The following is a 26,951-nucleotide window of genomic DNA, read 5'->3' as shown; positions in this document are numbered from 1 at the left end:
ATAAGAAACACCAACCCGCAGCGATGTCACGTTCGGTGAATACCCGACGGTGCATTGGTCGGTATCCACCCCGCCGCAAAATCCCTGTTGCGCGCTATCCAGGATCGGCGCCTGAACACTCTCGAACTCGTAGTGCTGGAATTCGACCCGCGCGACCCAGTCTTCGCGGAACGCCCAGTCAACACCAGCGCCAAGCACGATCCCAAGCATATCTTCGGTCGATTTTGCGCAATTGCTGGTGTCGCAGCTTAGCGATGTGCTGCCTGTATCAACCTGATAGGTCTCAAAATTGGTCGCCGCACTTGCCACGCCCAGCGTCAGGTAACCCAGTGCATTGTTCTGAATGAACCCCGCCCGGCCCCGCAACGCGGTGATCCCCTCGACCCGCAAATCGAACTGCACGCCGGTGGTCTCCTGCGGGTTGGATGCGAAGAAATCGTTGATGGCCAATTCAGAGGTGTAATCAAGCTCGGCCCCAATGAAGAGGTTGTTTTCAAGGATATAGTTGTATCCCCCTGTCACACCACCGTGGCCAACCAACAAGGATTGATCCGGCATGTCGTTCAGAAAAGAGTTCTGCGCATCCGTCTTGGTCACACTGTAAATGCTGCCGTCAACATGCACGCCGCCGTAAAAGCCGCTCCAGTCCTGCTGAAAATCCTGCGCAACTGCCGCGCTGCCAAATACGGAAGCCACAAACAGCGTCGCCGCGCCACTAAACATGAAATTTGCCATCATCGAGGTCCCTCACTCTTCATTATCGCATGTTTAGCATAGAGTGAAAATTTCTCAAAGATATTCGGCACATGTGAGAATGGAATATACACGACATGGCGCGAAAGGCGTGCTGCCGGGCCGGCACCTGCCCTGCCCCGGATTGCCGGGTACCATGACCGTCTTGGCTGATCGCGGCACGTTGTGATCGGGATTAACACCGGATGCATCATACCCCTTGCAACCAAGTGGCAAACTTTCGAACCAAGCCACCCCGCCACAGGAGCGGGCGTCATGTTGATTGCACGCACGATTGACGCCTGATGTGCCTGTACCGGACAGACCCTGCGGGCGGACAACAAAAAGAGCCGAACAGGTTTCCTTTTGCGCCATCGTTCGTTTGCGACCAAGGCAGTGTGCCCCATGCGAGACGCAGGTCTGACTGTTTTCACACCCCATTTCCAACAGCCGTCACCCGCGCTATATGCGGGGAATGACAAAGAACCCGCCATCACTCCGCCCCGACCTGGCCAATGCGCGCGTCCCGCACGACGCCAATGCGCGCGTCCCGCACGACGCCAATGCGCGCGTCACCGACACCCACCGTGCAGGCCAGCCAACCATCGGTATGATCAGCCTAGGCTGCCCCAAGGCACTGGTGGACAGCGAACGCATCCTGACGCGGCTGCGCGCCGAAGGCTATGCCATTTCCCCCGATTATGCGGGTGCCGATGCGGTCATCGTCAACACATGCGGTTTTCTGGACAGCGCCAAGGCCGAAAGCCTTGATGCCATCGGTGAAGCCCTGCAAGAAAACGGCAAGGTAATCGTGACCGGCTGTCTGGGCGCCGAACCCGACTACATCCGCGAACACCACCCCCGCATTCTGGCCGTCACCGGCCCGCATCAATACGAACAGGTGCTGGATGCGGTGCATGGCGCCGTGCCACCCAGCCCCGACCCGTTTATCGACCTGCTGCCTGCCACCGGCGTCAGCCTGACACCCCGCCATTACAGCTATCTGAAGATTTCAGAAGGTTGCAATCACAAGTGCAAATTCTGCATCATCCCCGATATGCGCGGGCGTCTGGCAAGCCGCCCCGCCCATGCTGTCCTGCGCGAGGCGGAAAAACTGGTGGATGCAGGTGTCAAAGAACTCCTTGTTATCTCCCAAGACACGTCAGCCTACGGGCTTGACCGTAAATACGATGTGAACCCGTGGAAGGATGGCGAGGTGCGCAGCCACATCACCGACCTGACCCGCGCACTGGGGCAACTGGGCGCATGGGTGCGGCTGCACTACGTCTATCCTTATCCGCACGTGCGCGACCTGATCCCGCTGATGGCGGACCCGACAAATGGCATTCTGCCCTATCTGGACATTCCGTTCCAGCACAGCCACCCCGATGTGCTGCGCCGCATGGCGCGGCCTGCGGCGGGGGCGAAAACGCTGGAAGAAATCGCCGCATGGCGCAGCATTTGCCCCGATATCACGCTGCGCAGCACCTTTATCGTCGGTTATCCCGGCGAGACAGAGGCGGAATTCCAGCATCTGCTGGATTGGCTGGACGCCGCGCAACTGGATCGCATCGGCTGTTTTCAATACGAAAACGTCGCTGGTGCGCGGTCAAACGCCCTTCCCGACCATGTGTCGGATGAGGTCAAGCAAGACCGCTGGGACCGTTTCATGGCCAAGGCGCAAGCTATTTCCGCCGCCAAACTGGCGGCGAAGGTCGGCAGGCAACTGGAAGGCATCGTGGACGACATCGACACCGACGGCATCGCGACCTGCCGCACATGGGCAGATGCGCCCGAGATCGATGGGAACCTGTTCATTGACGAGGGCGCCGAGGGGTTGAACGTCGGGGATATTGTGCAGGTTCTGGTCGATGAGGCCGGAGACTACGACCTATGGGGAACTCTACGTCCGTAAAGGATTTTTCGCAGACATCAGGTTCGGTTTTCAACGCGTCAAACCAGCGTGGTCACCAGGCGACATGGCAGATAACCCTCCGCGCGACAAGACCAGATGGTGACAAGCCCGACTGACGTGTCATTCATTTTGTTGCAATCGTCGGGTCAGTCAGCGCCTGTTTCAAAGTGCATGATCAGGAAAACATTTTAACGAATGGTGGGTGGCGGACAGACAGGGATTCGAACCCTGGAGACGGTCTCCCGCCTACACACTTTCCAGGCGTGCGCCTTCGACCACTCGGCCACCTGTCCGTGATCGGCGGTTTAGCCCGGGCTGCACACCTTTTGCAAGACCCCCAGGGGATGTTTGTGCGTTCTGTTGACCAGATCGACATTGAGGCCATGTTCAAAGGCAGAACTCTATGCCAGATTGACGCTGATGTTACACGATCCGCCAAAACCGAACGCCCCTGAAAAGCGGGCCGAAGCGTATCGGCTTCAGACCGGAGCGCTTGTCATCATCGCCTTTGCGGTGGTGCTGTTCCTGTTGGTGCAGGCCAGATTCATCCTGATTTCGCTGGCGACAGCGATCATCCTGTTCAGTCTGACCAGCGACGTCATCAACTTTATCGCGCGCCAGCGGATCGGCCCGTTTCGGATACCCAATGCACTTGCCAGCATTGTCGCGATGCTGCTGATTGCTGCGGCCTTGTTAACGCTTGCATCGATCCTGGTCGGGCAGGTGAATACCGTACTTGTCACGACGCTATCGTATACCGAACGTGCCCCATCGGCGATTGCATCCATGTTCAGCTGGCTGGGCGAAGAAGAAGAGCAAGCCATTCTGACAGCGTTACGTGCCATCAACGTCTCCAATTATCTGCGCACAGCCGCCGGACAGGCCAGCGGGATCATGCAAGCCACGGTGCTGGTGATCCTGTTCGTTGGTTTTCTGTTCGCCGAAAGGGTGTGGTTTGAGACAAAACTGGACAATCTGGTCGGTGACAAGACGCAGGCCCAAAGGGTCGGCAAGATCATTCAGTCGATCATTCACAGGGTGAACTATTACTTGCTGGTCAAGACCGTGATCAGTGCGATCACCGGGGGGATGGTCTTTGTGCTGGCGCGCGCGTTTCAATTGGAGCTGGCGACCTCCATCGGGATCATCACCTTTGTGCTGAACTTCATCCCCAACATCGGGTCGATCGCAGCGACGGCCCTTATAGCGCTGGTGGCCCATGTGCAGATTGGCGACACGACGACAACCTTGCTGATCCTGACGATTGCCGGGATGATCCAGTTCATCAACGGCAGCATCATCGACCCGATGTTGATGGGCCATGCGCTGCGGTTGTCTTCGTTTGGCATCATCCTTTCGCTGGCCTTTTGGGGGGCTGTGTGGGGTATTCCGGGGATGTTCCTGTCGGTGCCGATCATGGTGATGCTTTTGGTGGTTTGCAGCCACGTGCCAAACTTGCGCCCCTTTGCAATTCTGCTGTCGCGCGAAGGGTTGCCGGAATCCGAACAAATGCTGGAACAATCGACCGAACGCGACCTGTTCAGCAAGGACACACCCCCCGGTTAGCGGCGTCGCGCGATCACAAAAGACACCGCCATTGCAGTTTCGACAACCGCAGCGATCAAGATGTTCGCATTGGCTGTGCCTGTCGAGAACGCAAACAGGCCCGTGGCCGCGATGCCGCCCCATGTGAATGCCATGCCAATCGACACCGCGTCACGGGCCGTTCCGCGCGGCAGATCACGCATCATCCAAAGCATGACGGCGAGACCCAGAAAAAGCGGCGATGCCCGGCGGCCCAGAAAACTGGCACCGGCATCCGGCTCGACACCATAGGTATCGACATAATAGCCGGGGTTTAGCAACAGCAGCGGGAAAAGTGCTGCACAAAGCACCGCCGCCAGGACACATATCATTCGGAACACTTCCTAGTCTCCTTGAGCGGCGGGGGGCGGTTTGTCGGCAAGTGGCTTGCGGGCGTAATAAGTCACGTCTTCGGTAAAATATTGATAGCTGTCCGCATTGATGATGGCCCGCCGTGTGTCACGCTGGGCCATCAGCTTGCACAGCGTGCGGGAATAGCAATAGTCTTCGGTGCCGGCAACGCGGGTGAAATGGGACAGTTCATGCACGATCGTGCCCTCGCGCGTGCCGTGATCGCTGTGCTGTGCCCCGGGGCTGAGTGCGTGCAATGTCGGCAGCCCGAAAAACGCAGGGCAAAGCCGCAGCACATACGGTTGCCCCGGGTAGACCCAGGCATATTCACGCTGCGTGCAGCCAGCGGCGCGTTCTGCCTGGCATTCAACCCTGATCGCCCCACTCCTGATGGCGACGACCACCGCCTTGAGGTTCGCGCGCACGATTTCGGCGTTCTTGGGCGTGTAATCCCCAAACCAGCGCACATAATCAGGTGTATCACCAACCGCGACGGCAGCATCAAGTGTCAGCCGCTTGGCGCGGCGCAGGTCTGTTTCAACGCTTCTGGCCTGATCAGGCAGGCAACCAGCCAGTCCCAGCGCTGCGGCTGGCTGGGCCAGCCCCAACAGGCATATGATGACAACACCAAAGCTTCGCCTCGCCCCGTGACGCGAACGGACGATCACGACGGATCGCTGCGCCAGCGTGCGCACGATCGTGCGAAATACAGGTATCCTCCGACAGCCTTTAATCAAGATGCAGATAGACCCGCCGGTTCTGGCGGCCCTTCTTTTCGATCTTGCCCAGCCGCACCTGCCCAATCTCGCGCGTGTTGGCCACATGGGTGCCGCCGCAGGGTTGCAGATCGGCCGTTTCACGGCCGACACCGATGCGCACCAGCCTGATCTTGCCGCTGCCACGGGGGGGCTGCACAGACATCGTCTTGACCAGATCAGGTTGCGCATCCAGTGCGGCCTCTGTGATCCATTCTGCGGTCACATCCATGTCGCAGGCGATCAGACGGTTCAGGTCTTCCTCCAGTGCGGCCTTGTCGGCAGGGGCATCGGGCATGTCGAAATCAAGGCGGCCCTTGTCGGCGGCAATGGCCCCGCCCGACACCGGCAGGGGAATGACGACGGACAACAGATGCAGCGCAGTGTGCACACGCATGTGCCGAAACCGCCTGTCCCAGTTGATTTTCTGCTGCACTTGGTCCCCGATCGCCGGCAACGCGACAGGTTCCGCCGGCAAAAGCACCAGGTCATCGCCCTGCCCCTTCACGGTCGTTGCAATGTCAAGCGTGCCGCCGCCCCAAGACAAGGTGCCACTGTCGCCCGGCTGCCCTCCCGAAGTGGGATAAAAAACCGACGCGTCCAGTACGATGCCCCCTTCACTGGTAATCGCCGTCACTTTGGCTGTCGCCTCGCGCAGGTAGGCATCATCGCGAAACAGCAGTTCGGTCATGCTTTGTCTCCTCTGAGGGATTCGGGGTTACGCAGCCAGATATCGTGCTGGGCAAAGGGAATTTCGATCCCGGTCTCGGCAAATTTTCTGGCTATTTCGTGGTTCATCTCGGATTTGGTCTGCACAACGTAATTCACGTCACGCAAGATGGCGCGGATTTCAAAATCGAGTGAGCTTGCCCCAAACCCGCGAAACAGCACAGCAGGCGGTGGGGTCATGATGACCATCGGGTGCGCTTCTGCGATGTCCTGAAGTATCCGCGTCACCTGGTCCACGTCACTGCCATAGGCCACGCCGACAGGGACGATCACCCTGCCAATCAGGTTGCCCCGGGTCCAGTTTGTCACTTGATTGCTGACAAGATCGGCGTTGGGCACGATCACGTCTGTCCGGTCAAAGGTTTCAATCCGCGTCGAACGCACCGAAATCGCACGCACATATCCCATCTGTCCCCCAACCTCGATCCAGTCACCTTCGCTGACGGGGCGTTCGATCAGCAAAATGATCCCGGAAACGAAATTTGACACGATGTTCTGCAACCCAAAACCGATCCCGACGGACAACGCACCTGCCACGATCGCCAGATTTGACAGATCAACGCCAGCACTCGTTATGGCGATGATCGCGGCAAGAATGATCCCGAGATAGCCAAAACCCGCCACGATCGCGTTCTGGCCTCCAAGGTCCAAACGGGTGCGCGGCAGAACGGATTTCCGCAATGTGCCCTGTATGAAACGCGTCAGCAGATAACCCAGCGCAAAGACAACGGCGAAGGTCAGAAAATCCGTAGGTGAAATGCGGCTGTCACCGATTGCAAAGCCTTCGCGAAATCCGTTCCAAACCTCAGCCAGATCATCGACTCTGGCCCCCCAGATCAAGGCAAAGACCGGCAAGCTGAGCAAGTATATTACAAAACTGATCAAGACCGGCAACAGCGCCACGGCGCCCTTGGTGCTTTCATCGGCAAGGTCGTCACGGCTGACGTCATGCACAAGCCGCTGGATCACCAGCAAAAGGCCGATCAGTGCCAGCGACATGATGGCGGGAATCATCAGCGCCCGCCCCGCATCACCATAACCAAACCCCGCAATCAGAGGTGCCAGCACGGCAACCACCGTGCAAATACGCCCGACAAAACCACGCAAGCGACCTTGTGATACCGCGGCCCCGTCCACGTCCTCTGGTTTGCGCCGGATCATCTGCCCCATGCGCCACAGGGTCAAACCCATCACCGCCAGTACCGGCCATTCAATGGCCGCGCGTGTGCCGGCATCCGTTTCAATCGTTTGCAGGGCGGCATCGAACAGTGACCCAACCGCAAGGATCCACGCCAAGGCCAACCCGTAACGCCGTCCGGATCGGCGGGTCTGGCGGTCATACCCCAAATATCCGCTGTGCGGCCCTGGTGGGAAAACCTGCCGTCCGAGCCACCATGCAAAAAGAATGGCAAATCCCGCAGGCGGAATGGCGGCCACCACCTGGCCACTGCGCAAGCCGAAGACGTCAAGTGTTTCAAGCGACAGGCGCAACGCCACAAGCCCCAGCACAGGCACCGCGATCTGAAGCAGTGACAGACTGAACCGCCATAGCGGCAACAGCTTGCCTTCACCGGTTTCAAGGGAACCACGCCACACCGTGATCCATCTGCGGGCGAAACCCAACAACCCAACAGCCACAGCAAACAGTAGGATCGCGCGCGGCAAATTCGCCTGAAGACGCCCAGATTCTGCACCTTGCGAAAGACCGGCAGCAATTTCGACACTGACAATCGAAATCACGCTCCAGACTGTGGCAACTGCGGCAGCGAAATGCACAGGGTTAAGTGGTGACGGCCCGCGTTGGGTCAATTCGTCTGTCTGGCGCTGCAACAGTATGGTGTCGAACTCCCGGATCAGACCATCAGCACGGACGCGCGCCTCTTCGGCAAGAATGGCAGGGGCTGCAAGATCGCGCCGTTGTGCCTGCAATGCGGCGCGGCGCTCCGATATGACCTGTGCTTCTTCACCGCTTTCAGGGACCGGCCCGAGAGCCGCGATCTGTGCGTCAACGGTTGCAAGGCGCGCTGCATTTTCCCGTGTGCGCGACAAGAACACATCGCGCCAGCTGACCAATTCGGCCCGCAGTCGATTGATCGCGAAAAGCGATGCGTCGTCCCGCATCGCCAATTCTTCGGCACTGCGCGCCACCCGTTCCCAACCACCGTCATTAGGCTGTGTGACGTCAAGATCATCCGTGAGGCGCGGCAGTTCGATCGGTCTGAGCGGCTCGATTGTGTCTTGTGCCGCCAGCATCACAGGCCACAGCAAAAGAATTGCAGCAATGAACCGCCGCCAGATCATGCGTCTGCGAACACCGATGGCAAATCGACCTTTCTTTCCAGCCATTCAGGCACTGGCAGCGCCTTTTCGCGCAGGAAAGCCGGGTTATAAAGCTTGGACTGATAGCGTGTGCCATAGTCGCAAAGGATCGTCACGATAGTATGCCCCGGCCCCATGTCACGGGCCATGCGGATGGCACCGGCGACATTGATACCAGTGGACCCACCCATGCACAGCCCCTCATGCTGCAACAGATCAAATACAAGCGGCAGGGCCTCTTGATCGCTGACATTGTAGCAGAAATCAGGCTTCAGCCCCTCAAGGTTCTTGGTGATCCGCGCCTGCCCGATCCCTTCGGCAATGGATGATCCCTCCATCTTCAGCTCGCCCGTCGTGTAATAGGAATAAAGTGCCGCCCCGTCGGGGTCAGACAGGCCCATCTTGACGCCTCTGTCCTGCAATGCCATCGCGACACCAGCCAACGTGCCGCCTGAACCGCAGGCGCAAATGAATCCATCGACCTTGCCCTCGGTCTGGTCCCAGATTTCCGGTCCGGTGGTTTCGATATGCGCCTGCCGGTTGGCCACATTGTCAAACTGGTTTGCCCAGATCGCCCCATGCGGTTCGGTCTTGGACAGTTCCTTGGCCAGCCGTTCGGAATAGCGCACGAAATTATTGGGGTTGCGATAGGGCGCTGCGGGCACTTCGACCAGTTGGGCCCCGGCAAGGCGCAGCATGTCCTTTTTTTCCTGACTTTGGGTCTTGGGAATGACGATGACCGTCTTGAACCCCATTGATGCGCCGACCAGCGCAAGTCCGATGCCCGTGTTGCCGGCAGTCCCTTCCACGATCGTGCCGCCCGGTTTCAGATCGCCCTTGGCGATGGCATCGCGGATCATGTAAAGGGCTGCGCGATCCTTGACCGATTGGCCGGGGTTCAGAAACTCGGCCTTGCCCAGAATAGTGCAGCCCGTCGCCTCGGAGGCGGCGCGCAGTTTGATCAGGGGTGTGTTGCCGACCGCCTCGGCCAGATCTTGTCTGATGGTCATCTTACGGGCCTTTCATTACGCCTGACTTGTGTAGGCCCCTGCCCGCACGACATCAAGACACCGCGCGCAATCCGCGCGTTCCAGCTATGCGCATTCTGCGCGTTCCTCGTGTGCGTAAACCGCGCGTTCAGGACATCGCGCGCAGACGATCACGGTGCCGGGCCAGCCAGTTCAACAGCAATACCAGCGGGCCGGTCGCCACTTCGCCGGTGTCAGCCAGTTTCAGGGCGTCGTCCAGTGGGATCGGATGCAGGCGCAGATCTTCACCCTCGTCCGCAAGCCCACCAAGATAGGGCCCGGCCTGCGGCACATTGCACAAGCCAATATAGCTATACATGAAATCCGTCGATGCCCCCGGCGACGCGTAATAGGCGCTGACCGGTTCCAGATGGCGCAGGGTCAACCCGGCCTCTTCCAAAAGTTCGCGGCGCGCGGTGTCTTGCGGTGTTTCGCGCGCATCGACGATCCCCGCCACGGGTTCCAACATCCACGGATTTGGGTCCTGGCGCATCAGCGGACCCATCCGGAACTGTTCAACCAGAACAACAACGTCACGCACCGGATCATAGGGCAGCACGATGGCCGCATCGACGCCAAGAAATGTTTCCCTGACAAGAAGATGCGATTGCTTGCCGTCAAAACGGCGGTGCGTCAGGTCAACCCCCTGCAACCGAAAGAACGACCCCAACGGGGGACCGGCAGCAACGATGCGCACATCCTCTGGGGTGGCGTCACGGCGGATGCTGGCCGGGGCCGCAACTGCGCGGTGCTTGGCCCAGGCACGCGCCTCGATCATTGGCCACATGCGACGCAGCGCACCGTGATCCGGCAACGGGCGGTGCGAAAACAACTCTTGCGCCGCCAGGATCGCCGGCGCCAGGTGATTGGCCTGCCACTTCTGCAACGACCACGCACCCTCGCCCGCCACAAACCCGGGGGGCGGCATGTAGCAGCGCGCTTGCACTTCCTGGCCCACAACGGACACGGTCACATCCTCGAGCGTGTAGCCAAAGGCCCCTTCGTAGGCATCCAGCCGCCGTACCTGATCTGCGGTCAGACCCCGCCAAAGGATTCCATCGCATGACGCACCCGGTGTCGCCACGATAAAAGGCACGACATTATCCTTAACCGGGTGCCGCGCATATCCGTCCAGATCTGCCGGCGTCGCATTCAAGCGACCAGGGCCCGCCACAGCAGCCAGAAGCGCATGTGACATCAGTGTCCCGTAAACGAAAAGGTCCATGGTTCAAGGATACCGTTTGGCGAAATACTCCGCGACCCACGCACCGATGATGCCGCCAATCGCAACTGACGCAATGAAGTTGACATCAAGCAGCCCCTGACCAAATTCGAGCATCTGCGAAAACACATCAACGACCGCTTCCATCGTGCCGTCGTAAAAGCGGCGCAAGGCGTTGCGGATCATGCGATGAAACGACACCAGAAAAATGACCCAGAATGACAGTGCGAACGCCCCGGTCAATCCATGCCCTATCGCGGCATAGTAACCACGGTTGGCACGGGCGCCAACGATCTTCCAGCCGCAAAGAACCCCGATCGCGATACAAAGCGGGATCAAAAAGGCAGGTGCGACGCCTTCGGGGAAAAAAGGGATCAGGATGATCCCGACATACCAGCCATATATCGCATATGCGATCGCGCCAGCCAGGCGTCCTGCGGTGGGCATTACACGGCGTCCTTCTTGCGCTTGCGCGCCATCTTCAAGGCGCGCGCGTCACTGTAATCTGCGTCACGTCGCAGTTTCCGCTATGAAAAGTGCTCGCGCAAGAGGTCAGATAAAAGTTCCACATCCGCTTGAACCGCTCATCAAACCCCAAGGCTGCCACGTCGTCCCATCTGGCGTTGAATGTATCGTGCCAGCGGCGCAAGGTCTGGCTGTAACTTTCGCCAAATTCAATCGAATGAGCGACTTTTAATCCTGCTTTTTCAATCTCTTGACGCAGAATGACGGGACTGGGGAGCATACCGCCCGGGAAGATGTATTTCTGGATAAAGTCCACGCCACGCTTGTAAACCTGCCACCTTCTATGCGCGACGGTGATGATCTGAAGTGTTGCGTGTTTGCCCGGTTTCAGCCGATCTCGCAGTGTCTCGAAATACACCGGCCAATATTTTTCACCAACGGCTTCGAACATTTCGATGCTCGCGATCCCGTCATAAGTGCCGGTTTCGTCGCGGTAATCCTGCAATTTGATCGTTACCTGATCGGACAATCCGGCCTTGGCGATGCGGTCAACCGCATAGTCGTGCTGTTCGCGACTGATCGTCAGGCCGGTGACCTTCAGGCCTCGTTCCTTGGCTGCATATTCGGCGAACCCGCCCCATCCGCAGCCGATTTCCAGCACATGGTCGCCGGGCTGCGCGCCCATCTGATCCACCATGCTTTTGTATTTCTCGGTCTGGGCAGCTTCCATGCTTTCCTGTCCGGTATCAAATTTGGCCGATGAATAGGTCATCGTATCGTCCAGCCAAAGCGCATAGAATTCATTGCCCAGATCATAGTGATAACTGATATTCTTTTTCGCCTGTGTCTTGGAATTACCTTGCATCCAGAACCGCATCCGTTCGTAGAACCGTACCAGAAACTGGCCTGGAAACCCGTCATACATGTCTTCGGCATCGTCGTGCACAAGGTCCATGAAGGCCATCAGATCAGGTGTCGACCACCAACCGTCCATATAGGCCTCGCAAAACCCCAGGTCGCCCTCGCGGATGGTGCGGGCGAACAGATCGTCGTTATGAACGTGGATTTCAGCCACAAAGCCGGGATCAGCCCCTTCGGAGCGGAAATGTCGCCCGTCAGGCAGGATAACATCGATCCGGCCCCGCTTCATCGTTTTCATCACGTCAAAGACGGCGGCAAAGTAACGAGGCAGTTTGTCCTGCCCTTCGGTGGTGGTGAGTATCATTCTCGTCCTTTTGTCATCTTGAACGCTTTGGCAGTCCGGCCCGTGTGCGACAAAACGTAAATTAACCTTTGATCCGTTGAAGTCACGGCAAACGTTCGAAAAAGATTCGCTGACGCAACGTCCGTTCAAAAGCCACGGGTTTCATAAGCATCCAGCGCCCGTTTGCGTCCCACATCGGCCGCGACGACCGGGTCGGGATAGGGATCATTCGGCGACATCCCCCAACTGCGCGGTATCATATCATAATACGACAGCGCCGTCGCGGATGGTTTGCTGAAGGGTTCGGCCAACCAGCGTTGGACATATGCACGATCCTTGTCGAACTTGTCCAATTGCGTCACCGGGTTGAACACCCTGAAATAAAGCGTCGCATCGGGCCCTGACCCTGCCGACCATTGCCAGCCCATCGCATTGCTGCACGGGTCCCAGTCGATCAGGCAATCGGCGAACCAGTTCATCCCGATCTTCCAGTGGGTCAGCAGATGTTTCGTCAGATAGGACGCGACGATCATCCGCCCCCGGTTATGCATCGTGCCTGTGACATACATCTCGCGCATGGCCGCATCGACGAACTGGATACCCGTGCGGCCCTGTTTCCATGAAGTCACCCCGGCCAGCCGTTCGTCGGTATTCCAGGGAAAGGCGTCCCAGTCTTCCTTCCAGTTGTCATGCACGATGCGCGGCGTGTGGAACGCCAGATGGTATGCAAATTCGCGCCAGACCAGCTCCTTCAGAAACACCTCTGCATCAGCCTTGTCGTCATGCAGCGCGCGCCACCCCGCATGCCAGCAGACGCGCGGGCTGATTTCGCCGTAGGTCAGGTTCTCCGATAGCCGCGATGTGCCATCCACGGCCGGCAGATCACGGTTCTTTTGATAGCTCTGTACCCGATGCGCGATAAATGCGCCCAGACGGGACGCGGCAGCCGCCTCTCCGACGGTGCAATGGCTGGCCAATATATCTGCCCCGCGGCGCATCGCGGCCCCCATCCGCCAATCGTCCAGACTGTCTGATGCCGGCCAGCTATCAGGCGCGGTGATCTGGCCCGGCGTCGGCAGGGCCGCTGGCACGTGGTTGTCGCGCACGGATTTCCACATCGGCGTAAAGACCTTGTAGAAGCCGCCCGTCTTTGTTTCGACCGTCCAGGGTTCGAACAACACATGCCCGGCAAAACTCTGAACCACGATCCCGTCAGATTTCAGCGCGGCCTTTACATCGGTATCACGCGCGCGGTTGTCGGGATCATAAAGCCGCGACCAATAAACCGCCCCTGCCCCGGTGTCTGCAATCAGTTTGCGCAACACGTCCAGCGCACTGCCTTTGCGCAGGATCAAACGGCTGCCCTTGGCATCGAGCGATCTGGCCAGATCGGCAACGGATAACCCCAGCCGGAATTTGGGTGCCGCGCCGTGGCCCGCGACGATATCGTCATGGATGAACACCGGGATCACAGGACGGCCACTTTCGCAAACTGCGGTCAGCGCCTGATGGTCGCCCAGACGCAAATCGCGCCGGAACCACATGATGATGGGGGATTTTTCCATGAAACCTCTGTCATTCAACCGCCGAGCGTTGATCTAGCGCAGCGATCCACGCGTCAACACGTAAAAAGGGGCCGCCCCTTCGGACAGCCCCCAGTTTTTCCGCAATGTCGGAACGATCAGGCGCGCAATTCGCTGCGCAGCCCCTGAAAGATCGCCCAGCACATCAACAACAGGACCAGCGTGAACGGCAGGCCGGTCGAAATGACCATGGCCTGCAATGCCCCAAGGCCCCCGCCAAGCAACAGCACGATCGCCACCGCCCCTTCGAAGACGCACCAGAAAATCCGCTGTGGAACGGGCGCGTCGACTTTACCACCTGCCGTGATCGTGTCGATCACAAGCGAGCCGGAGTCAGAGGACGTCACGAAGAACACCACGACCAGAATGATCGCAAGGGTCGATGTGATCGACGCCATCGGCAGATCGGCCAGCATGCCAAACAGGCTGAGCTCGGGGCTGTAGCTGTCGATGACGTTTGCCTTGACGAGGCTGGTCTCTGGCGATGCAAAGACCTGATCAATCGCGGTGCCGCCGAAAACGGCCATCCACAAGACGCAGACAACCGACGGGATCAACAACACGCACACGATGAATTCACGCACCGTCCGGCCCCGGCTGACACGGGCGATGAACATGCCCACGAAAGGTGACCAGCTGATCCACCACGCCCAATAAAACGCAGTCCAGCCTTCGCGGTAGCTGTCATCGCCACGGCCAACAGGGTTGGACAGCGGAAGGATATCGGCAACATAAGCGACCAGGCCATTTCCGAAACCCGCCAAAATGGCAAGCGTCGGCCCGACAAGCAGCACAAAGATCAGCAGCAAAGCCGCCAGCCCCATGTTGATCTCGGACAGAACCTTGACCCCACCATCAAGCCCGCGCACCACCGAAACCAGTGCGACGGCCGTAATGCCGGTAATCAGGATCACCTGAAGATTAAGCGTATTTTCGATACCATACACAAATTCCAGACCTGCCGCCGCCTGCTGTGCGCCAAAACCCAGCGATGTCGCCAGACCAAAAAGCGTGGCAAACACGGCCAGCACATCAATGATATGCCCCGTCCAGCCCCAGACCCGTTCACCAAAGATCGGATAGAATGCAGACCGGATAGTCAGCGGCAAACCCTTGTTATAGCTGAACAACGCCAGCGCCAGCGCAACGATTGCATAAATCGCCCACGGATGCAGACCCCAGTGGTAAATTGTGGCCGCCAGCCCCATTTCACGGGCCGCATCCACGTTGCCGGGGATGATATTGCCATCTGCATCAAAAGGCGATGCAACGCCCAACGGCTCTGATATGGCCATGTGATAGACCGGTTCCAGCACGCCAAAAAACATCAGGCCAATGCCCATGCCTGCGGCAAACAGCATGGCGAACCATCCCATATAGCTGTAATCCGGCGTTGCCTCGGCCCCGCCCAGACGCACCCGCCCAAAGGGCGTGACAATCAGCAACAGGCAGAACAGCACAAAGATATTTGCAGACGTGATGAAGAACCAGTCAAACGTGCTGGTCAACCACGGGCGCAGCGCCCCGAACATGGCGGATGCCTGTTCCTGAAACACCAATGCATAAAAAACAAACGCAACGATGCTTAACCCGGAAATCGCAAAAACCGGGTTGTGAATATCCAGTCCGATCGGCCCGACCTGGGTTTCATAGTTGTCTTGTCCGATCGTATAGTCCGTTTCGATGATATCAGAGGTTCCTTCCGGCACCGGAATCCCTGTATTCGTGTTTTCGTCGGCCATATTTCTGGCCCCCCTATATTCAATTATTCTTTTGTTGCGTCAGCGCGGACCAGAAAGACCGACGCCTTTGTATGGGTTGCCAACCGCCCCCCGTTTGACGGCCAGATACGGTCGCCAATGTTGGGCACATGGGTTGCCATGACCACCAGATCGGCCCCCACTTCGTCAACGGCCTTGACCAGATCATGATCCAGATCCGCAGTCGGGTCATGCGAGATGATCGTATGCGATGTCACATCATGCCCATGGGCTGCGCCCTCTTGCTTGGCGAATTCATCCAGTTTGGCACCATATTCCTGTGGCGTATGTGCCAGTGAACTGGGGGTCGGTGTCGTTGCTCCGACATAGCAGACCTGCACGCCGTAAAGCTTGGACAGGTCCGCCGCGACAGTCATCGCGGCCCCCATTCGATCGCGGTGGGCCAAATCAATGGGCACCATTATCTTGTTAAACATTGTTCCCTCCTGTCGCGGCGTTTTTTATCCGTACAGCCCACTCAGGTCGCACGCGCCGCGTTAGTTGTTCAGGAAATCACGGAAAACCGCGATAACCACGGTTAAGCCTAACAGGATGCAATCCGGCAAAACAACCAGTTTTGCCGGTTTTCTTTTATCCTCCCGGTCGCTTGACGAACAGGCAGCCCGGTCAGGCGTTCACATCGACAACCACGCGGCCCTTGACCTGCCCCTTGAGGATATCGGCCCCCAGTCGCGGCAGGTCGGCCAGCGTTGCAGGCTGGATCATCGCCTCCAGCTTGTCCATCGGCAGGTCTTTGGCGATCCGCGCCCAAGCCCGGACACGGTTGTCATAGGGCTGCATCACACTGTCGATCCCCAGTAAGTTCACGCCGCGCAACAGAAACGGAATCACCGTCGCAGGCAGGCTTGCCCCCCCCGCCAGACCGACAGCAGCGACCGACGCGCCATATTCCATCTGCCCCAGAACGCGCGCCAGCATCGCACCGCCCACGGCATCCACGCAGCCACCCCATGTTTCGCCTTCCAGGGGACGTTTGGTGGTTTCGTTCAAGTCTTCGCGCGGCACAATTTGCGTGGCGCCCAGCGACCGCAGGTAATCTTCGGTCTCAGGCCTCCCTGTTACGGCGGCAACCTGATGGCCCAGATTGGCCAGGATCGCCGTGGCGACGGACCCCACCCCACCCGCAGCACCGGTTACCAGCACCGGTCCGGCCTTGATCCCATGATCCTCCAGCGCCATGACGGCCAGCATCGCGGTAAAACCGGCGGTCCCCACCGCCATGGCCTGCCGCGTGGTCAACCCGTCGGGCAGGGGCACCAGCCAATCGGCGCGCACACGCGCCTTTTGGGTGTAGCCGCCCCAATGCGCCTCGCCCACGCGCCAGCCGGTCAGAACCACCTTGTCGCCGGGTTTGTAGCGGTCGTCGGACGACGTCTCGACCGTGCCCGCGAAATCAATGCCGGGCACATGCGGATACTTCCGCACCAGCCCGCCCCCAGGCCCGATGCACAGCCCGTCCTTGTAATTCACGGTGGAATATTCGACCGCGACGGTGACTTCCGCCTCCGGCAGTTGATCCAGCGACAGCTCCTGCACGCCTGCGTGTGTCTTGCCGTCTTCGTCTTTCTCGACAACCAATGCCCTGAACATCTCTTCCTCCTTGGCGGTGTCCGCCATCATCTTGCTAAAAATACTCCCGCCGGAGGCTCCGACGACAGCCACTGGCGCTAAAGCCAGAAATTTTCGTGCACGACAGCCTCCCGCATGCCATCGGGTGTATCGACCTGCAAGGTCGCAGCTTCGTCCCAATGGGTCATGCGGACCATGCCGATGGCCACGTTAACACCAAAGTCGGGCGATTGTGCCGCCGATGTCACCTGCCCGACCCGTTTGCCCTTGGCCATCAGCGGCCAGGCGCGGTCACAGGGGGGAATCGCACCGGCGATCTCGATGGCTCTGACCTGCTGGGTCGGCCCTTCCTTGGCCACACGCAACAGCGCATCGCGGCCCACGCAGCCAATCGCCGTCTGGGTCGAACAGAACCGCCCCAACCCGCATTCATGCGGCGTGTTTTCGCGGGTCATGTCATTGCCGTAAGACAGCAATCCGCCCTCGATCCGTTCGATCAGGTTCGGACACCCCGCGCGCACATCCAGATCCTTGCCTGCCTCGAACAGCGCGTTCCACAGGGGCATGCCATTCGCGGTACCGTCTACGTAAATCTCGTACCCGCCCTGCTTGGAATAGCCCGAACGGGCCACGGCCATGCTGACACCCTGAAAATCGAACCAGCCAAAGCGGAAAAACCGGATCGCCCGGGTGGCATCGCCAAAGACGCGGGCGACCAGTTCATCCGCCTGCGGGCCCTGCACGGCCAGCGGCGAAATATCAGGTTCGTCCACCAGCACATCCAGCCGATAGCCATAGGCCAACCCTTTGACCCAGAACAGCAGATCGCTGTCGGCGATGGAAATCCACCAGCGGTCCTCGGAAAGTTTCAGCGCAACAGGATCGTTCAGCATGCCCCCTGTTTCATCCACGATGGGCACGTAATAGCATTGCCCCGGCAGCATCCCCCGCAGATCGCGCGGCGTCAGCATCTGCATCAGGCGGGCCGCATCGGGACCGCGCAGTTCGATCTGGCGCTCACAGGCCACATCCCAGACCTGCACGGCATTTTTCAGGTGATGATAATCCGCAACGACGCTGTCAAAGACGGTCGGCAGCAGCATGTGGTTATAGACGGTATACCCCTTGACGCCCGCGGCCTCGACACCTGGGGTAAAGGGGGTGCGCCGGATACGGCGCGAAGGGGCGATGACGGCCATTAGGACACCTCTGACATTAAAGCGGTCGCGTTCAGGCATGCCCCGCGATACCGGATCGCAAAAGGGCGGATCAATATCAGCCGGTCAGTTCGGCCCGTGCCAGTCGATCTGGCAGATCTCGGCGCTGCGCCCGTCGAAATCCCAGACCCGGCCAAAGGCGCGCACGCGGCCCTTGTTGGCGGTTGCCACCGTGATATCGGGCCCCATCCAGTAACCGGTATTGGTCACCACGATGTCTTCGTCGGGATCCTTGCCGCCCACTGGCACGACCTCGCCCTGGATGGCCTTGCCGACCATCAGGCGGCGGGCCTTACCTTCGGTTTCAAAGATGACCGGCGCACGTTCGGCACCCAGAAATTCGCTGACCAGCACCTTGAACAGCCCGGTGGTGCCGCGCGCCTTGCCGGTGAAGATGTTCAGCAGCCCGTCATAGGCCGCATCACTTGCGCGTTCGTCGATATAGGCGGCGGCTTTCCAGTTGCCACGCGCCATCAGGCCGGGGATTTCCAGCACGAGCCCGACGTTCAGACCGCTCAGGTCCTCATCGCCGTAATGCCCGCTGTCGATACGAATGCCGGACCATGCCTGACAATAGCCTTCGGTCGGGGCATGTTTGCCAAGGCTGACAACACAGGGGCAAAATACCGTGCAGTTGCAATTCAGGATCAATTCCCCCTTGATCGCCCAAGGGATCGTCCCCACCGCCGCGTTCTGATCCAAAGCCATTTCCATTCCTCCTCAAACGGCGCGCAACATCAGTGCAACCGCGCCAAAAATCAGGACAACGCCCAACGGCCTTGTCAAATACCGCCCTACGTCCTGCATCTTTTCCAGAACCATGATCAGCGTCGCCATCCCCATGAACGCCAGGTTCATGACACCACCGACAAAGGCCAGCAGCATCAACGCCCAGCAACAGCCAATACAGACCAGCCCAAGGCGCAGCCCGTTGCGCCACGGGCCTTCGTCCCAATGGGACATGAAAAACGTCAGCGGCTGCCGGCATTTGCTCAGGCAGGCCTCCTTGATGGGGGAAAACTGGTAAAGGCCCGCACCCAGCAACAGACCCGCTGACAGCCACAGCGACTGGCTGTCACCGATGGCGCTGATCATCTCAAGACCGAACAGGGCCATCTGCACGGCGGCGGCGATCACGGAAAACCCGATCCAGACAACCGCGTAACCTGCCACCAGCGCAGCGAACCGCACCTCTGTCTGACGCCCGATGTCGTCATACGTCGCAAAGGCGGGCAACGCAGTGGGCAACATCATCGCGGCCGACATCAGCGCCCACATGGCCACGGCATTGACATACCCGGCGCCATCCAGCGTCACGACGCAAAGGGACTTCCAGAACTCTGCGCCATAAAGCCTTGACAAGGCGCGCATATCATCAGGAACTGCAAGCACAAAAAGCATGATCCAGGCCGCAAGGATCAGCCCGAACAGGGCCAGCCAATGCGGCATTCCCATGGTTCTGATCCGCTCTGACAGCATCCACTGCACCCCGACTCAACTGCTTGCAAATAAATTGTCAGACAATTACGTTTCACGCAAATCATAAATGTCAGACAAATGAAAATTGACCCAGAAAGCCCCGCCGACCTTTCGGCCCAAATCGCCAAGGCCATCCGCGATGCGATCATCTCGGGGGCGTTGCCCGTCGATGAACGCCTGCCGTCCGAGGCCGAACTGGCCGAACAGTTCGATGTGTCACGCTCCAGCGTCCGCGAGGCGCTGAAACGGCTGGCGGCGCAATCGCTGATTCGCACCCAGCGCGGGGCCACGGGGGGCGCTTTCGTCAACCGGCTGCGTTTCGAGGATGCCTATGGCCAGCAGATCACCACATCGACGCTGCTGCTGTCCATGAACGACGTGAGCTTTGCCACCGCCTGCGAGGCGCGTTATGCGCTGGAACGGGCCTGCGCACCGCTGGCCGCCGAACGGCGCAGCGCCGATCATCTGGCGACCATGCGCGCCGAGGCACACCGCCAATCGCAACCGGGCCTGACAGACGAGGCGTTTTGCGCGTCAGACGTAGCTTTTCACCGCGCACTGGTGGATGCGGCCGGCAATCCGGTGCTGTCCTATCAACTGGCAGGTGCTGTCGAAGCGATGCAACCGCTGATGAACATGATCACATTTACCGCCCGTTCACGTGAACGGATCGTTGCGCTGCATGGCGCGATCGCGGACGCGATAGCGGCACGTGATGCGGCACGCACGGATGCAATACTGGCGGAACTTGCAGCATATACACAGCAACTTGCCCAAGATGTCATCGCACGGCGCAAACCGGCATAACCCGTGAAATGGGCCTTGCCGCGCCGCGTCGGCTTGCATACCTTTCGAACAGTTCAAACGGGAGTAGAACCACATGAAACTGACCAGTTTCCTTAGCGCCGCATCCATCGCGGCCCTTGCCACCGCAGGTATGGCACAAGATGCCGACCTGCTGGTCTTCGACTATTCCGGGTTCGAGGATCCGGCCTATCATCAGGCCTATATCGACCAGCACGGCGCCAGCCCGACGTTCGCCTTTTTCGGCGACGAGGACGAGGCATTTCAAAAGGTGCGCGCCGGGTTTAACGCAGATGTCGCGCATATTTGTGCAGGGTCTGTCAGCCGCTGGACCGACAGCGGGATCATCGAACCGTGGGATACTTCGCTGATCCCCGCCTTTGACGATCTTGACAGCAATCTGACCGGCACCGACGTGGGCGGGGGTGACACCTATTTCATACCCACCGATTTCGGATCGACGGCGATTGCCTACAACCCCGAGGAGGTTCCGGCCGAGGATGTCGCCACCCTTGATGTGTTCAAGAACCCCAAATATGCAGGTCGCATGACCCTGCCCGACAACGTCGATGACGCCTATGCGCTGGCGTATCTGGCGACCGGCGTGGATGACTGGACCACAGCGACGGACGAACAGTTCGAAGCTGCCTCCAACTGGTTGCGCGAGGTGCATCCGAACCTGCGCACCTATTGGACCGATCCGGCCGAACTGGCACAGCTGATGTCCTCGGGCGAAATCCTGGTCAGCTGGGCATGGAACGAAACCTACCCCGCCATGGTCGAGGAGGGCCGCCCGATCGGGTTTCAGCGCGAACCCGCAGAGGGGTCATCGCTGTGGCTGTGTGGCTATGTGAACCTTGTCGGTGGTCAGGGCGTCGAACAGAAAGCCTATGATTATATCAACGCGATGCTGTCAGAGGCCTCGGTCGTGCCGCTGCTGGATGCCGGTTTCGGGTCGGCCAATGCCGCCGCCCTCACCAGCCAGGTTACCGAGGAAGACCTTGTCGCCTCTGGTCTGGGTGTCATCGATGTGCCGGTTCTGGCGCAATTGCCCCTTCCCAATGCCATGCGCGAACGTCAGGCCGAAACATTCGAACTGATCAAGGCCGGATTCTGATCCTGCCTTTGGTAGGGTGGATCATGATCCACCCTACCCCATTGCCTGTTGATCCGCAGACCACGTGCCCCATGTTGTACGCGGCAGGGAAAGGATCACCGCGATGGACATTCTCAACATCATCTTCGCCCTTCTGAGCATTGGTCTGGGCTGTTTTGGCTGGATTGCGCCGCGCTATACGCTGGCCACGCTTGACCTGACGGCCGGCCCGTCCGGCATGGGGCCATCCGAAATCCGCGCATCCGCCGGGGCGCTGTTTGTCGGAATGGGGATCGGTGCGCTGGTCATCGGCACACCAGCCGCCTACGCGATGCTGGGCTTTTGCTGGATCGGAGCCGCGACAGGGCGGGCAACATCGCTAGTGCTGGATGGGCAAACCCGCAAGAAATGGGTGTTCTTCGCGGTCGAGGCCAGTGTCGGCCTGCCGGCGATTGTGTTGAACCTATGGTCCTAGAACCGCGCAACGACGGCCGTGGATAACGCCAGACTGTCGGCACCGGTCACTGCGGCCCCCGCATTCACCGCAAAGACAGTCCCGATATCAAAACGCAGCCCGATCACCTGTGTCGGATCGCCCTTGCGCTGGTGACGGGTCACCGCCGTGATCTGCGTATTGTCGGTCAGATCATACCGCAGCGACGCCTCGACAGCGTCAGGTTGCCCGTTTGCCGCCGGATGAAACGCGCCCAACGACAGTTCGAGCCGGTCGCGCACAAGGCCAAGCCGCAGCTTTGTGTTCCAATCGACCGCAGCGTTCTGATCGACGGCCTCCAACCCGACATCATATCGCCAGGCGCCTTTTTGCAGCGAGAGCCCCGACCCTGCAATCGTGACATCGTAATCTGGCACACCGTGCAGGGATATCGCATATCGCAGATCGCCCGCTTCACCGCCCAGAACACCACCGTAGGGCAGAAATTCGGGTTCAAACATCGTTCCAGCGGTCGCACGGCTGCGACTGATGCCGATGCTGTCCAGCGCAAGCCGTGGCATCACATCGGTGATCGCCGAGCCTGCCACAAGGTCATAGGCTGGCCGTGGAAATCCGACGGTCGCGCGCAGTGTCCCCGTGTCATAGCTGATATCGGCATAGGTTTCATGCAAACGCCCGACAACACCGAACATCCCCAGTGCGGCCTGCCAACCGCCCGCACTGGCCGAAAGGGTGAAATCGCCAAACAGATACCCCGTCGCAGATCCATCCCCATCAAGTACTCCGACAGACAGGCGGCCCTCTGCGCCGTCTTGTGCGTTCAGGGCGGGCGCTGCTGCGCACAGCGCCCCGCAAAACGCTGTCATTCCAGCAAAAATTCGCAAAACCATTTACCTTTGTCCAAATCGCGCTGTGCCAATAGTCCGATCTTTGATTGTTGGCTACACCGAAATGCGGTCTTACCATCCCCCGTTTCTTTGGAATGCGATGCCACCATACCCCTTGCAAGCACGCCAGCGCCCCCCTATCTACAGGGTGTTCTTCGGAACTATGGACATAAACGCGCTCGTAATAAGCGGATCGGACCCGGGGGCGGTACCCGGCGTCTCCACCAATAATCCTTCATTTGGGGATCATGGGGACGAAACAGGATCGACGAACGTCTAAAGGGGTTTTGCTTTGTCCCGGTGAGTTACCACCGTTATCGGTACGAAAAAGCTAGTTGCAAATGACAACAAAGCACCGATGGCACTGGCTGCGTAAGCAGTCCGTAATATCGAAACCTTAAGCCCTATGGTTTTGCGACCATAGGCGGGGTCCGCAGGTACCTGGCAACAGAAACCTGCACCTTTCCCTTTCCTTGCCGAAGTGACTTGCAAAGCCTGCCACCGCTGGCCACGATGGTGCCTATGGTCCGTTTGCTGCTCGCCTTTGCCCTATCCGTTTTTCCCATTGCCACATGGGCCTGTGATACGGCGCTTGTGCTGATGGTTGACGTGTCGAATTCGGTCGATGTTGCCGAATACCGCCTGCAAACCGATGGCATGGCTGCCGCATTACGCGACCCGCAAATCGTGGACGAAATGGTGCGCGGACAGGTGGCGATTGCGGTCGTGCAGTGGTCAGGCATCGAAGATCAGGCGCTAAGCGTGCCGTGGCAACGCATCCGCACAGCGCTGGATGCGCGTTCCCTTGCAGCGCAGGCGCATGATATGGAACGGGCGTTTATTTTGTCCGACACCGCCCCGGCCGAGGCGATTTATTATGCACTTGAGCTGTTTTCCGGCGTTCCCGACTGCAAGCGCAAGGTCATCGACGTGTCTGGCGACGGCACGCCCAATGCCGGGTCGGATGTGCGCGCCGCGCGCGCTGCGGCTGAGCGCGCGGGTGTCACGATCAACGGGCTGGCAATCGAATCCATGGGGCTGGCGATTACCGGATTTTACCGCAACGCACTGATCACGCGAAACGGGTTCGTCATGACGGCCCTGACCCACCGCGATTACCCCCGTGCGATCCGTGCCAAGATACTGCGCGAGATCAGCAAGGTGCTGGGGTGAAGACGCCAACACAAGACTGGCGCGCCTTGGTCACGGTCTTTGGCCGGATCGGATTGATGTCATTTGGCGGTCCAGCGGCACAGATCGCGCTGATGCACCGTGAACTGGTCGAAACCCGTGACTGGCTGACCGAGGCACAGTTCCTGCGTGCCCTGTCGTTCTGCATGCTGCTTCCCGGACCAGAGGCGATGCAGCTGGCGACCTATGCAGGCTGGAAAAAGGGGGGGATTACCGGCGGGCTGATCGGCGGAGGGTTATTCGTGCTGCCCGGTGCACTGGTGATCGCCGCATTGGCGCTTGCTTACGGGGCTTATGGCGGGCTGCCTGTCGTGCAGGCGTTGTTTCTGGGCATCAAGGCCACCGTCGTGGTCATCGTATTCGAGGCGCTGATAAAGATATCGCGGCGCGCCCTGATCCGGCGGGCCCATCTGGCTATTGCGGCCTGCGCCTTTGTTGCGTTGTTTGCGCTTGCACTGCCATTCCCGCTGGTCATCGGCCTTGCTGCACTGACCGGGGCATTGATGATACACACGCACGACACCGCCATGCCTACCCCCCCAATCGACTGGACCAACAGCATCAGGGTCATCTGCATTGGCGGCTTCATCTGGTTTGCGCCATTCATCGCGATCGCGATGTCAGGCGATGATTTCCTGATGGATGTCGGTGCGTTCTTTTCCAAGCTCGCGGTTGTCAGTTTTGGCGGCGCATATGCCGTGTTGGCCTATATGACCCAAGAGGTCGTTCTATCCTATGGCTGGTTGACCACCGCGCAGATGATGGATGCGCTTGGACTGGCCGAGACCACACCCGGCCCGCTGATCCTTGTGACGCAGTTTGTCGGCATGATCGCCGGGATGGGCGCGGGTGGCATCTCGGTGGCGCTGTGGGCCGGGGCGCTGACGCTGTGGGTGACATTCGTGCCCTGTTTCATCTGGATTTTTGCCGGTGCGCCGCTGATCGACTGGCTGGATGGGCGGCCCCGGTTGCGCGGCGCGCTGGCGGCCGTGACGGCAGCAGTTGTCGGGGTCATCGCCAACCTGTCGCTTTGGTTTGCACTGCATGTATTTTTCGCGCAGGTCGATCTTGTGACGTGGGGGCCGGTCACGACGATCTGGCCTGATCCGGGCACCGCACAAGCGGACGCCATCGGTCTGGCCGGTCTGGCCGCGACGATGCTGCTGATAAGGCAATGGCCACTGCATGTTGTCCTGCCGTGCACCGCATTGGTCAGCCTTGCGTTGGGGGGCGTGACCGGCGCATTCTGATCAGTGACCCTTTCATCCGGGATCGAATCCCTTATGCTATACCCAACCGTTGAAAGGATCTGATGCTGTGAGCCGCTCCATAGACTATGGCAACCTGATGCACCGCGCGATGCGAAGCCTGATCCAGGAAGTTCTGGCAGACGTCGCTGCGAATGGGCTGCCGGGGGAACATCATTTCTTTGTCACATTTGACACGATGCATCCGGACGTTGAAATTGCCGACTGGCTGTCAGACCGGTATCCGGGCGAAATGACCGTGGTGATCCAGCATTGGTTCGACAATCTGGATGTGACGAATGATGGCTTCACGATCACGCTGAACTTTGGCGATAATCCTGAAACGCTCTATATTCCCTATGATGCGATCAAGACGTTCGTTGACCCATCTGTGGAATTTGGTCTGCGGTTTGAAACCCAGGACGAGCCGGAAGAGCCCGAAGACGAAGCGCCGATGGATGAAATGGTCGAACCAGAGCAGAGCGCGTCCGGTGACCGCAAGGCGGCCGATGTTGTCAGCCTCGACAAGTTCCGTAAATAGCCGGTCTTGCCCCACCCCCGTCAGAGGCTTAAACCGCCTCTAACAGAAATCCAGAAGGGGCCATAACATGACCGCCACCCGCACAGAAACCGACAGCTTTGGCCCACTCGAGGTCCCGGCAGACCGTTATTGGGGCGCGCAAACCCAACGGTCGCTGATGAATTTCCCGATTGGTTGGGAAAAACAGCCCATCGCCATCGTGCGCGGCCTTGGCGTGATCAAACAGGCCTGTGCCATCGCAAACAAGGAACGCGGCAAACTGGACGCGGAACGCGCCGATGCGATCATTGCCGCCGCAGCCGAGGTTGTGGCGGGCAAGCTGGACGATCATTTCCCGCTGGTCGTGTGGCAAACCGGATCCGGCACGCAGTCGAACATGAATGCCAACGAAGTGATCTCTAACCGTGCCATCGAGATGCTGGGCGGTGTAATCGGGTCGAAGGACCCTGTGCATCCGAATGATCACTGCAATATGGGCCAGTCATCGAACGATACGTTCCCGACCGCGATGCATATCGCAGTGGCCACCACCGCACATGATGTGTTGTTGCCCGGTCTGGCGAAACTGCACGCGGCCCTGGAACAAAAGCAGCGCGAATTCGATGATATCATCAAGATCGGCCGCACGCATACGATGGACGCGACGCCGCTGACACTGGGGCAAGAGTTTTCGGGCTACGTGCATCAGGTTGCGATGGGCATCCGCCGGATCAAATCGGCCTTGCCTGCCATCTACGAACTGGCCCAAGGCGGTACCGCAGTTGGTACCGGGCTGAACACGCCAAAGGGTTGGGGCGA

Annotated in this window: 26 protein-coding genes, 1 tRNA gene and 1 other RNA gene; 10 read left to right on the top strand and 18 right to left on the bottom strand. The window is 59.3% G+C overall.

Annotated elements, in window-relative coordinates:
• Nucleotides 1–735 (bottom strand): outer membrane protein (locus ACTG4B_RS12950; protein WP_439156117.1); only part of this gene is annotated, 735 nt, incomplete at its 3' end.
• A gap of 472 nt (nucleotides 736–1,207) precedes the next feature.
• Here ACTG4B_RS12950 and rimO point away from each other — a divergent pair.
• On the top strand, nucleotides 1,208–2,647 hold the full coding sequence (rimO, locus tag ACTG4B_RS12945; RefSeq protein ID WP_439156116.1) for a 30S ribosomal protein S12 methylthiotransferase RimO: 1,440 nt from the start codon (nucleotides 1,208–1,210) through the stop codon (nucleotides 2,645–2,647).
• A gap of 203 nt (nucleotides 2,648–2,850) precedes the next feature.
• On the opposite strand, the gene ACTG4B_RS12940 is transcribed toward rimO, so the two are convergent.
• Nucleotides 2,851–2,940, bottom strand: a tRNA-Ser gene (locus tag ACTG4B_RS12940).
• A gap of 127 nt (nucleotides 2,941–3,067) precedes the next feature.
• Between ACTG4B_RS12940 and ACTG4B_RS12935 the strand changes: the two genes are divergently transcribed.
• Nucleotides 3,068–4,213, top strand: a complete 1,146-nt coding sequence (locus ACTG4B_RS12935) for an AI-2E family transporter (protein ID WP_439156115.1) — start codon at nucleotides 3,068–3,070, stop codon at nucleotides 4,211–4,213.
• Here ACTG4B_RS12935 and ACTG4B_RS12930 read toward each other — a convergent pair.
• From ACTG4B_RS12930 to ACTG4B_RS12860, 15 genes are all read right to left on the bottom strand, one after another.
• Nucleotides 4,210–4,572 carry a hypothetical protein gene (locus ACTG4B_RS12930; protein ID WP_439156114.1) on the bottom strand — a complete coding sequence of 121 codons (363 nt, stop codon included), beginning with the start codon at nucleotides 4,570–4,572 and terminating at the stop codon, nucleotides 4,210–4,212. The two genes, ACTG4B_RS12935 and ACTG4B_RS12930, sit on opposite strands and share 4 nt — an antisense overlap.
• 3 nt (nucleotides 4,573–4,575) lie before the next feature.
• Nucleotides 4,576–5,250: a M35 family metallo-endopeptidase gene (locus ACTG4B_RS12925; protein WP_439156113.1), complete on the bottom strand. Its 675-nt coding sequence runs from the start codon at nucleotides 5,248–5,250 to the stop codon at nucleotides 4,576–4,578.
• Between the two features lie 61 nt (nucleotides 5,251–5,311).
• Nucleotides 5,312–6,028, bottom strand: coding sequence for an alanyl-tRNA editing protein (locus ACTG4B_RS12920; RefSeq protein ID WP_439156112.1), 717 nt, complete (start codon nucleotides 6,026–6,028; stop codon nucleotides 5,312–5,314).
• Nucleotides 6,025–8,412, bottom strand: a complete 2,388-nt coding sequence (locus tag ACTG4B_RS12915) for a DUF3772 domain-containing protein (protein ID WP_439156111.1) — start codon at nucleotides 8,410–8,412, stop codon at nucleotides 6,025–6,027. Before ACTG4B_RS12915 ends, ACTG4B_RS12920 begins: the two co-directional genes overlap by 4 nt.
• A complete protein-coding gene (locus ACTG4B_RS12910; RefSeq protein ID WP_439156110.1) occupies nucleotides 8,364–9,395 on the bottom strand; it encodes a cysteine synthase A in 1,032 nt (343 codons plus the stop codon). The genes ACTG4B_RS12915 and ACTG4B_RS12910 overlap by 49 nt, the downstream gene beginning before the upstream one ends.
• A 127-nt stretch (nucleotides 9,396–9,522) precedes the next feature.
• Nucleotides 9,523–10,638: a gamma-glutamylcyclotransferase gene (locus ACTG4B_RS12905; protein WP_439156109.1), complete on the bottom strand. Its 1,116-nt coding sequence runs from the start codon at nucleotides 10,636–10,638 to the stop codon at nucleotides 9,523–9,525.
• Between the two features lie 3 nt (nucleotides 10,639–10,641).
• Nucleotides 10,642–11,082 carry a TrgA family protein gene (locus ACTG4B_RS12900; protein ID WP_439156108.1) on the bottom strand — a complete coding sequence of 147 codons (441 nt, stop codon included), beginning with the start codon at nucleotides 11,080–11,082 and terminating at the stop codon, nucleotides 10,642–10,644.
• Between the two features lie 34 nt (nucleotides 11,083–11,116).
• Nucleotides 11,117–12,325: a class I SAM-dependent methyltransferase gene (locus tag ACTG4B_RS12895; protein ID WP_439156107.1), complete on the bottom strand. Its 1,209-nt coding sequence runs from the start codon at nucleotides 12,323–12,325 to the stop codon at nucleotides 11,117–11,119.
• A 125-nt stretch (nucleotides 12,326–12,450) separates the two neighbouring features.
• Entirely contained in the window at nucleotides 12,451–13,869 is a 1,419-nt protein-coding gene (locus tag ACTG4B_RS12890; RefSeq protein WP_439156106.1) for a cryptochrome/photolyase family protein, read from the bottom strand.
• A gap of 116 nt (nucleotides 13,870–13,985) precedes the next feature.
• A complete protein-coding gene (locus ACTG4B_RS12885) occupies nucleotides 13,986–15,629 on the bottom strand; it encodes a BCCT family transporter (protein WP_439156105.1) in 1,644 nt (547 codons plus the stop codon).
• A gap of 23 nt (nucleotides 15,630–15,652) precedes the next feature.
• The gene (locus tag ACTG4B_RS12880) at nucleotides 15,653–16,084 is read right to left on the bottom strand and encodes a universal stress protein (protein ID WP_439156104.1); all 432 of its coding nucleotides are present in this window, start codon (nucleotides 16,082–16,084) and stop codon (nucleotides 15,653–15,655) included.
• 190 nt (nucleotides 16,085–16,274) lie between these two features.
• Nucleotides 16,275–17,258 (bottom strand): acryloyl-CoA reductase, encoded by a 984-nt coding sequence (gene acuI / locus ACTG4B_RS12875; RefSeq protein ID WP_439156119.1) that lies wholly within the window; start codon nucleotides 17,256–17,258, stop codon nucleotides 16,275–16,277.
• A gap of 77 nt (nucleotides 17,259–17,335) precedes the next feature.
• Nucleotides 17,336–18,436, bottom strand: coding sequence for a dimethylsulfoniopropionate demethylase (locus ACTG4B_RS12870; protein ID WP_439156103.1), 1,101 nt, complete (start codon nucleotides 18,434–18,436; stop codon nucleotides 17,336–17,338).
• A gap of 84 nt (nucleotides 18,437–18,520) precedes the next feature.
• Nucleotides 18,521–19,162 (bottom strand): DUF1326 domain-containing protein, encoded by a 642-nt coding sequence (locus ACTG4B_RS12865; protein WP_439156102.1) that lies wholly within the window; start codon nucleotides 19,160–19,162, stop codon nucleotides 18,521–18,523.
• 12 nt (nucleotides 19,163–19,174) lie between these two features.
• A complete protein-coding gene (locus tag ACTG4B_RS12860) occupies nucleotides 19,175–19,909 on the bottom strand; it encodes a DUF2182 domain-containing protein (RefSeq protein WP_439156101.1) in 735 nt (244 codons plus the stop codon).
• Nucleotides 19,910–20,011: 102 nt separating this feature from the next.
• On the opposite strand from ACTG4B_RS12860, the gene ACTG4B_RS12855 reads away from it, so the two are divergent.
• The 3 genes from ACTG4B_RS12855 to ACTG4B_RS12845 all read left to right on the top strand — a co-directional run bounded on the left by ACTG4B_RS12855 (nucleotide 20,012) and on the right by ACTG4B_RS12845 (nucleotide 22,308).
• Nucleotides 20,012–20,740: a FadR/GntR family transcriptional regulator gene (locus tag ACTG4B_RS12855; protein WP_439156100.1), complete on the top strand. Its 729-nt coding sequence runs from the start codon at nucleotides 20,012–20,014 to the stop codon at nucleotides 20,738–20,740.
• Nucleotides 20,741–20,813: 73 nt separating this feature from the next.
• Entirely contained in the window at nucleotides 20,814–21,854 is a 1,041-nt protein-coding gene (locus ACTG4B_RS12850) for an ABC transporter substrate-binding protein (RefSeq protein WP_439156099.1), read from the top strand.
• Nucleotides 21,855–21,957: 103 nt separating this feature from the next.
• Nucleotides 21,958–22,308, top strand: coding sequence for a DUF4345 family protein (locus ACTG4B_RS12845; RefSeq protein ID WP_439156098.1), 351 nt, complete (start codon nucleotides 21,958–21,960; stop codon nucleotides 22,306–22,308).
• On the opposite strand, the gene ACTG4B_RS12840 is transcribed toward ACTG4B_RS12845, so the two are convergent.
• Entirely contained in the window at nucleotides 22,305–23,177 is an 873-nt protein-coding gene (locus ACTG4B_RS12840) for a hypothetical protein (RefSeq protein WP_439156097.1), read from the bottom strand. The genes ACTG4B_RS12845 and ACTG4B_RS12840 overlap by 4 nt on opposite strands.
• Nucleotides 23,178–23,285: 108 nt before the next feature.
• Between ACTG4B_RS12840 and ssrA the strand changes: the two genes are divergently transcribed.
• The 5 genes from ssrA to ACTG4B_RS12815 all read left to right on the top strand — a co-directional run.
• Nucleotides 23,286–23,636: a transfer-messenger RNA gene (gene ssrA / locus ACTG4B_RS12835) on the top strand.
• A 60-nt stretch (nucleotides 23,637–23,696) separates the two neighbouring features.
• Entirely contained in the window at nucleotides 23,697–24,347 is a 651-nt protein-coding gene (locus ACTG4B_RS12830) for a DUF1194 domain-containing protein (protein WP_439156118.1), read from the top strand.
• Complete coding sequence (chrA, locus tag ACTG4B_RS12825; RefSeq protein ID WP_439156096.1) at nucleotides 24,344–25,615, top strand: chromate efflux transporter; 1,272 nt, start codon at nucleotides 24,344–24,346, stop codon at nucleotides 25,613–25,615. The genes ACTG4B_RS12830 and chrA overlap by 4 nt, the downstream gene beginning before the upstream one ends.
• 67 nt (nucleotides 25,616–25,682) lie before the next feature.
• Nucleotides 25,683–26,153: an SspB family protein gene (locus ACTG4B_RS12820; protein WP_439156095.1), complete on the top strand. Its 471-nt coding sequence runs from the start codon at nucleotides 25,683–25,685 to the stop codon at nucleotides 26,151–26,153.
• A 67-nt stretch (nucleotides 26,154–26,220) separates the two neighbouring features.
• Nucleotides 26,221–26,951 (top strand): lyase family protein (locus ACTG4B_RS12815; RefSeq protein WP_439156094.1); only part of this gene is annotated, 731 nt, incomplete at its 3' end.

This window comes from Yoonia sp. (genome assembly GCF_965660735.1).
Classification (GTDB): Bacteria; Pseudomonadota; Alphaproteobacteria; order Rhodobacterales; family Rhodobacteraceae; genus Yoonia.
Note: the sequence above shows the minus strand (reverse complement) of the source record. Positions and strands in the feature narration are given on the sequence as shown.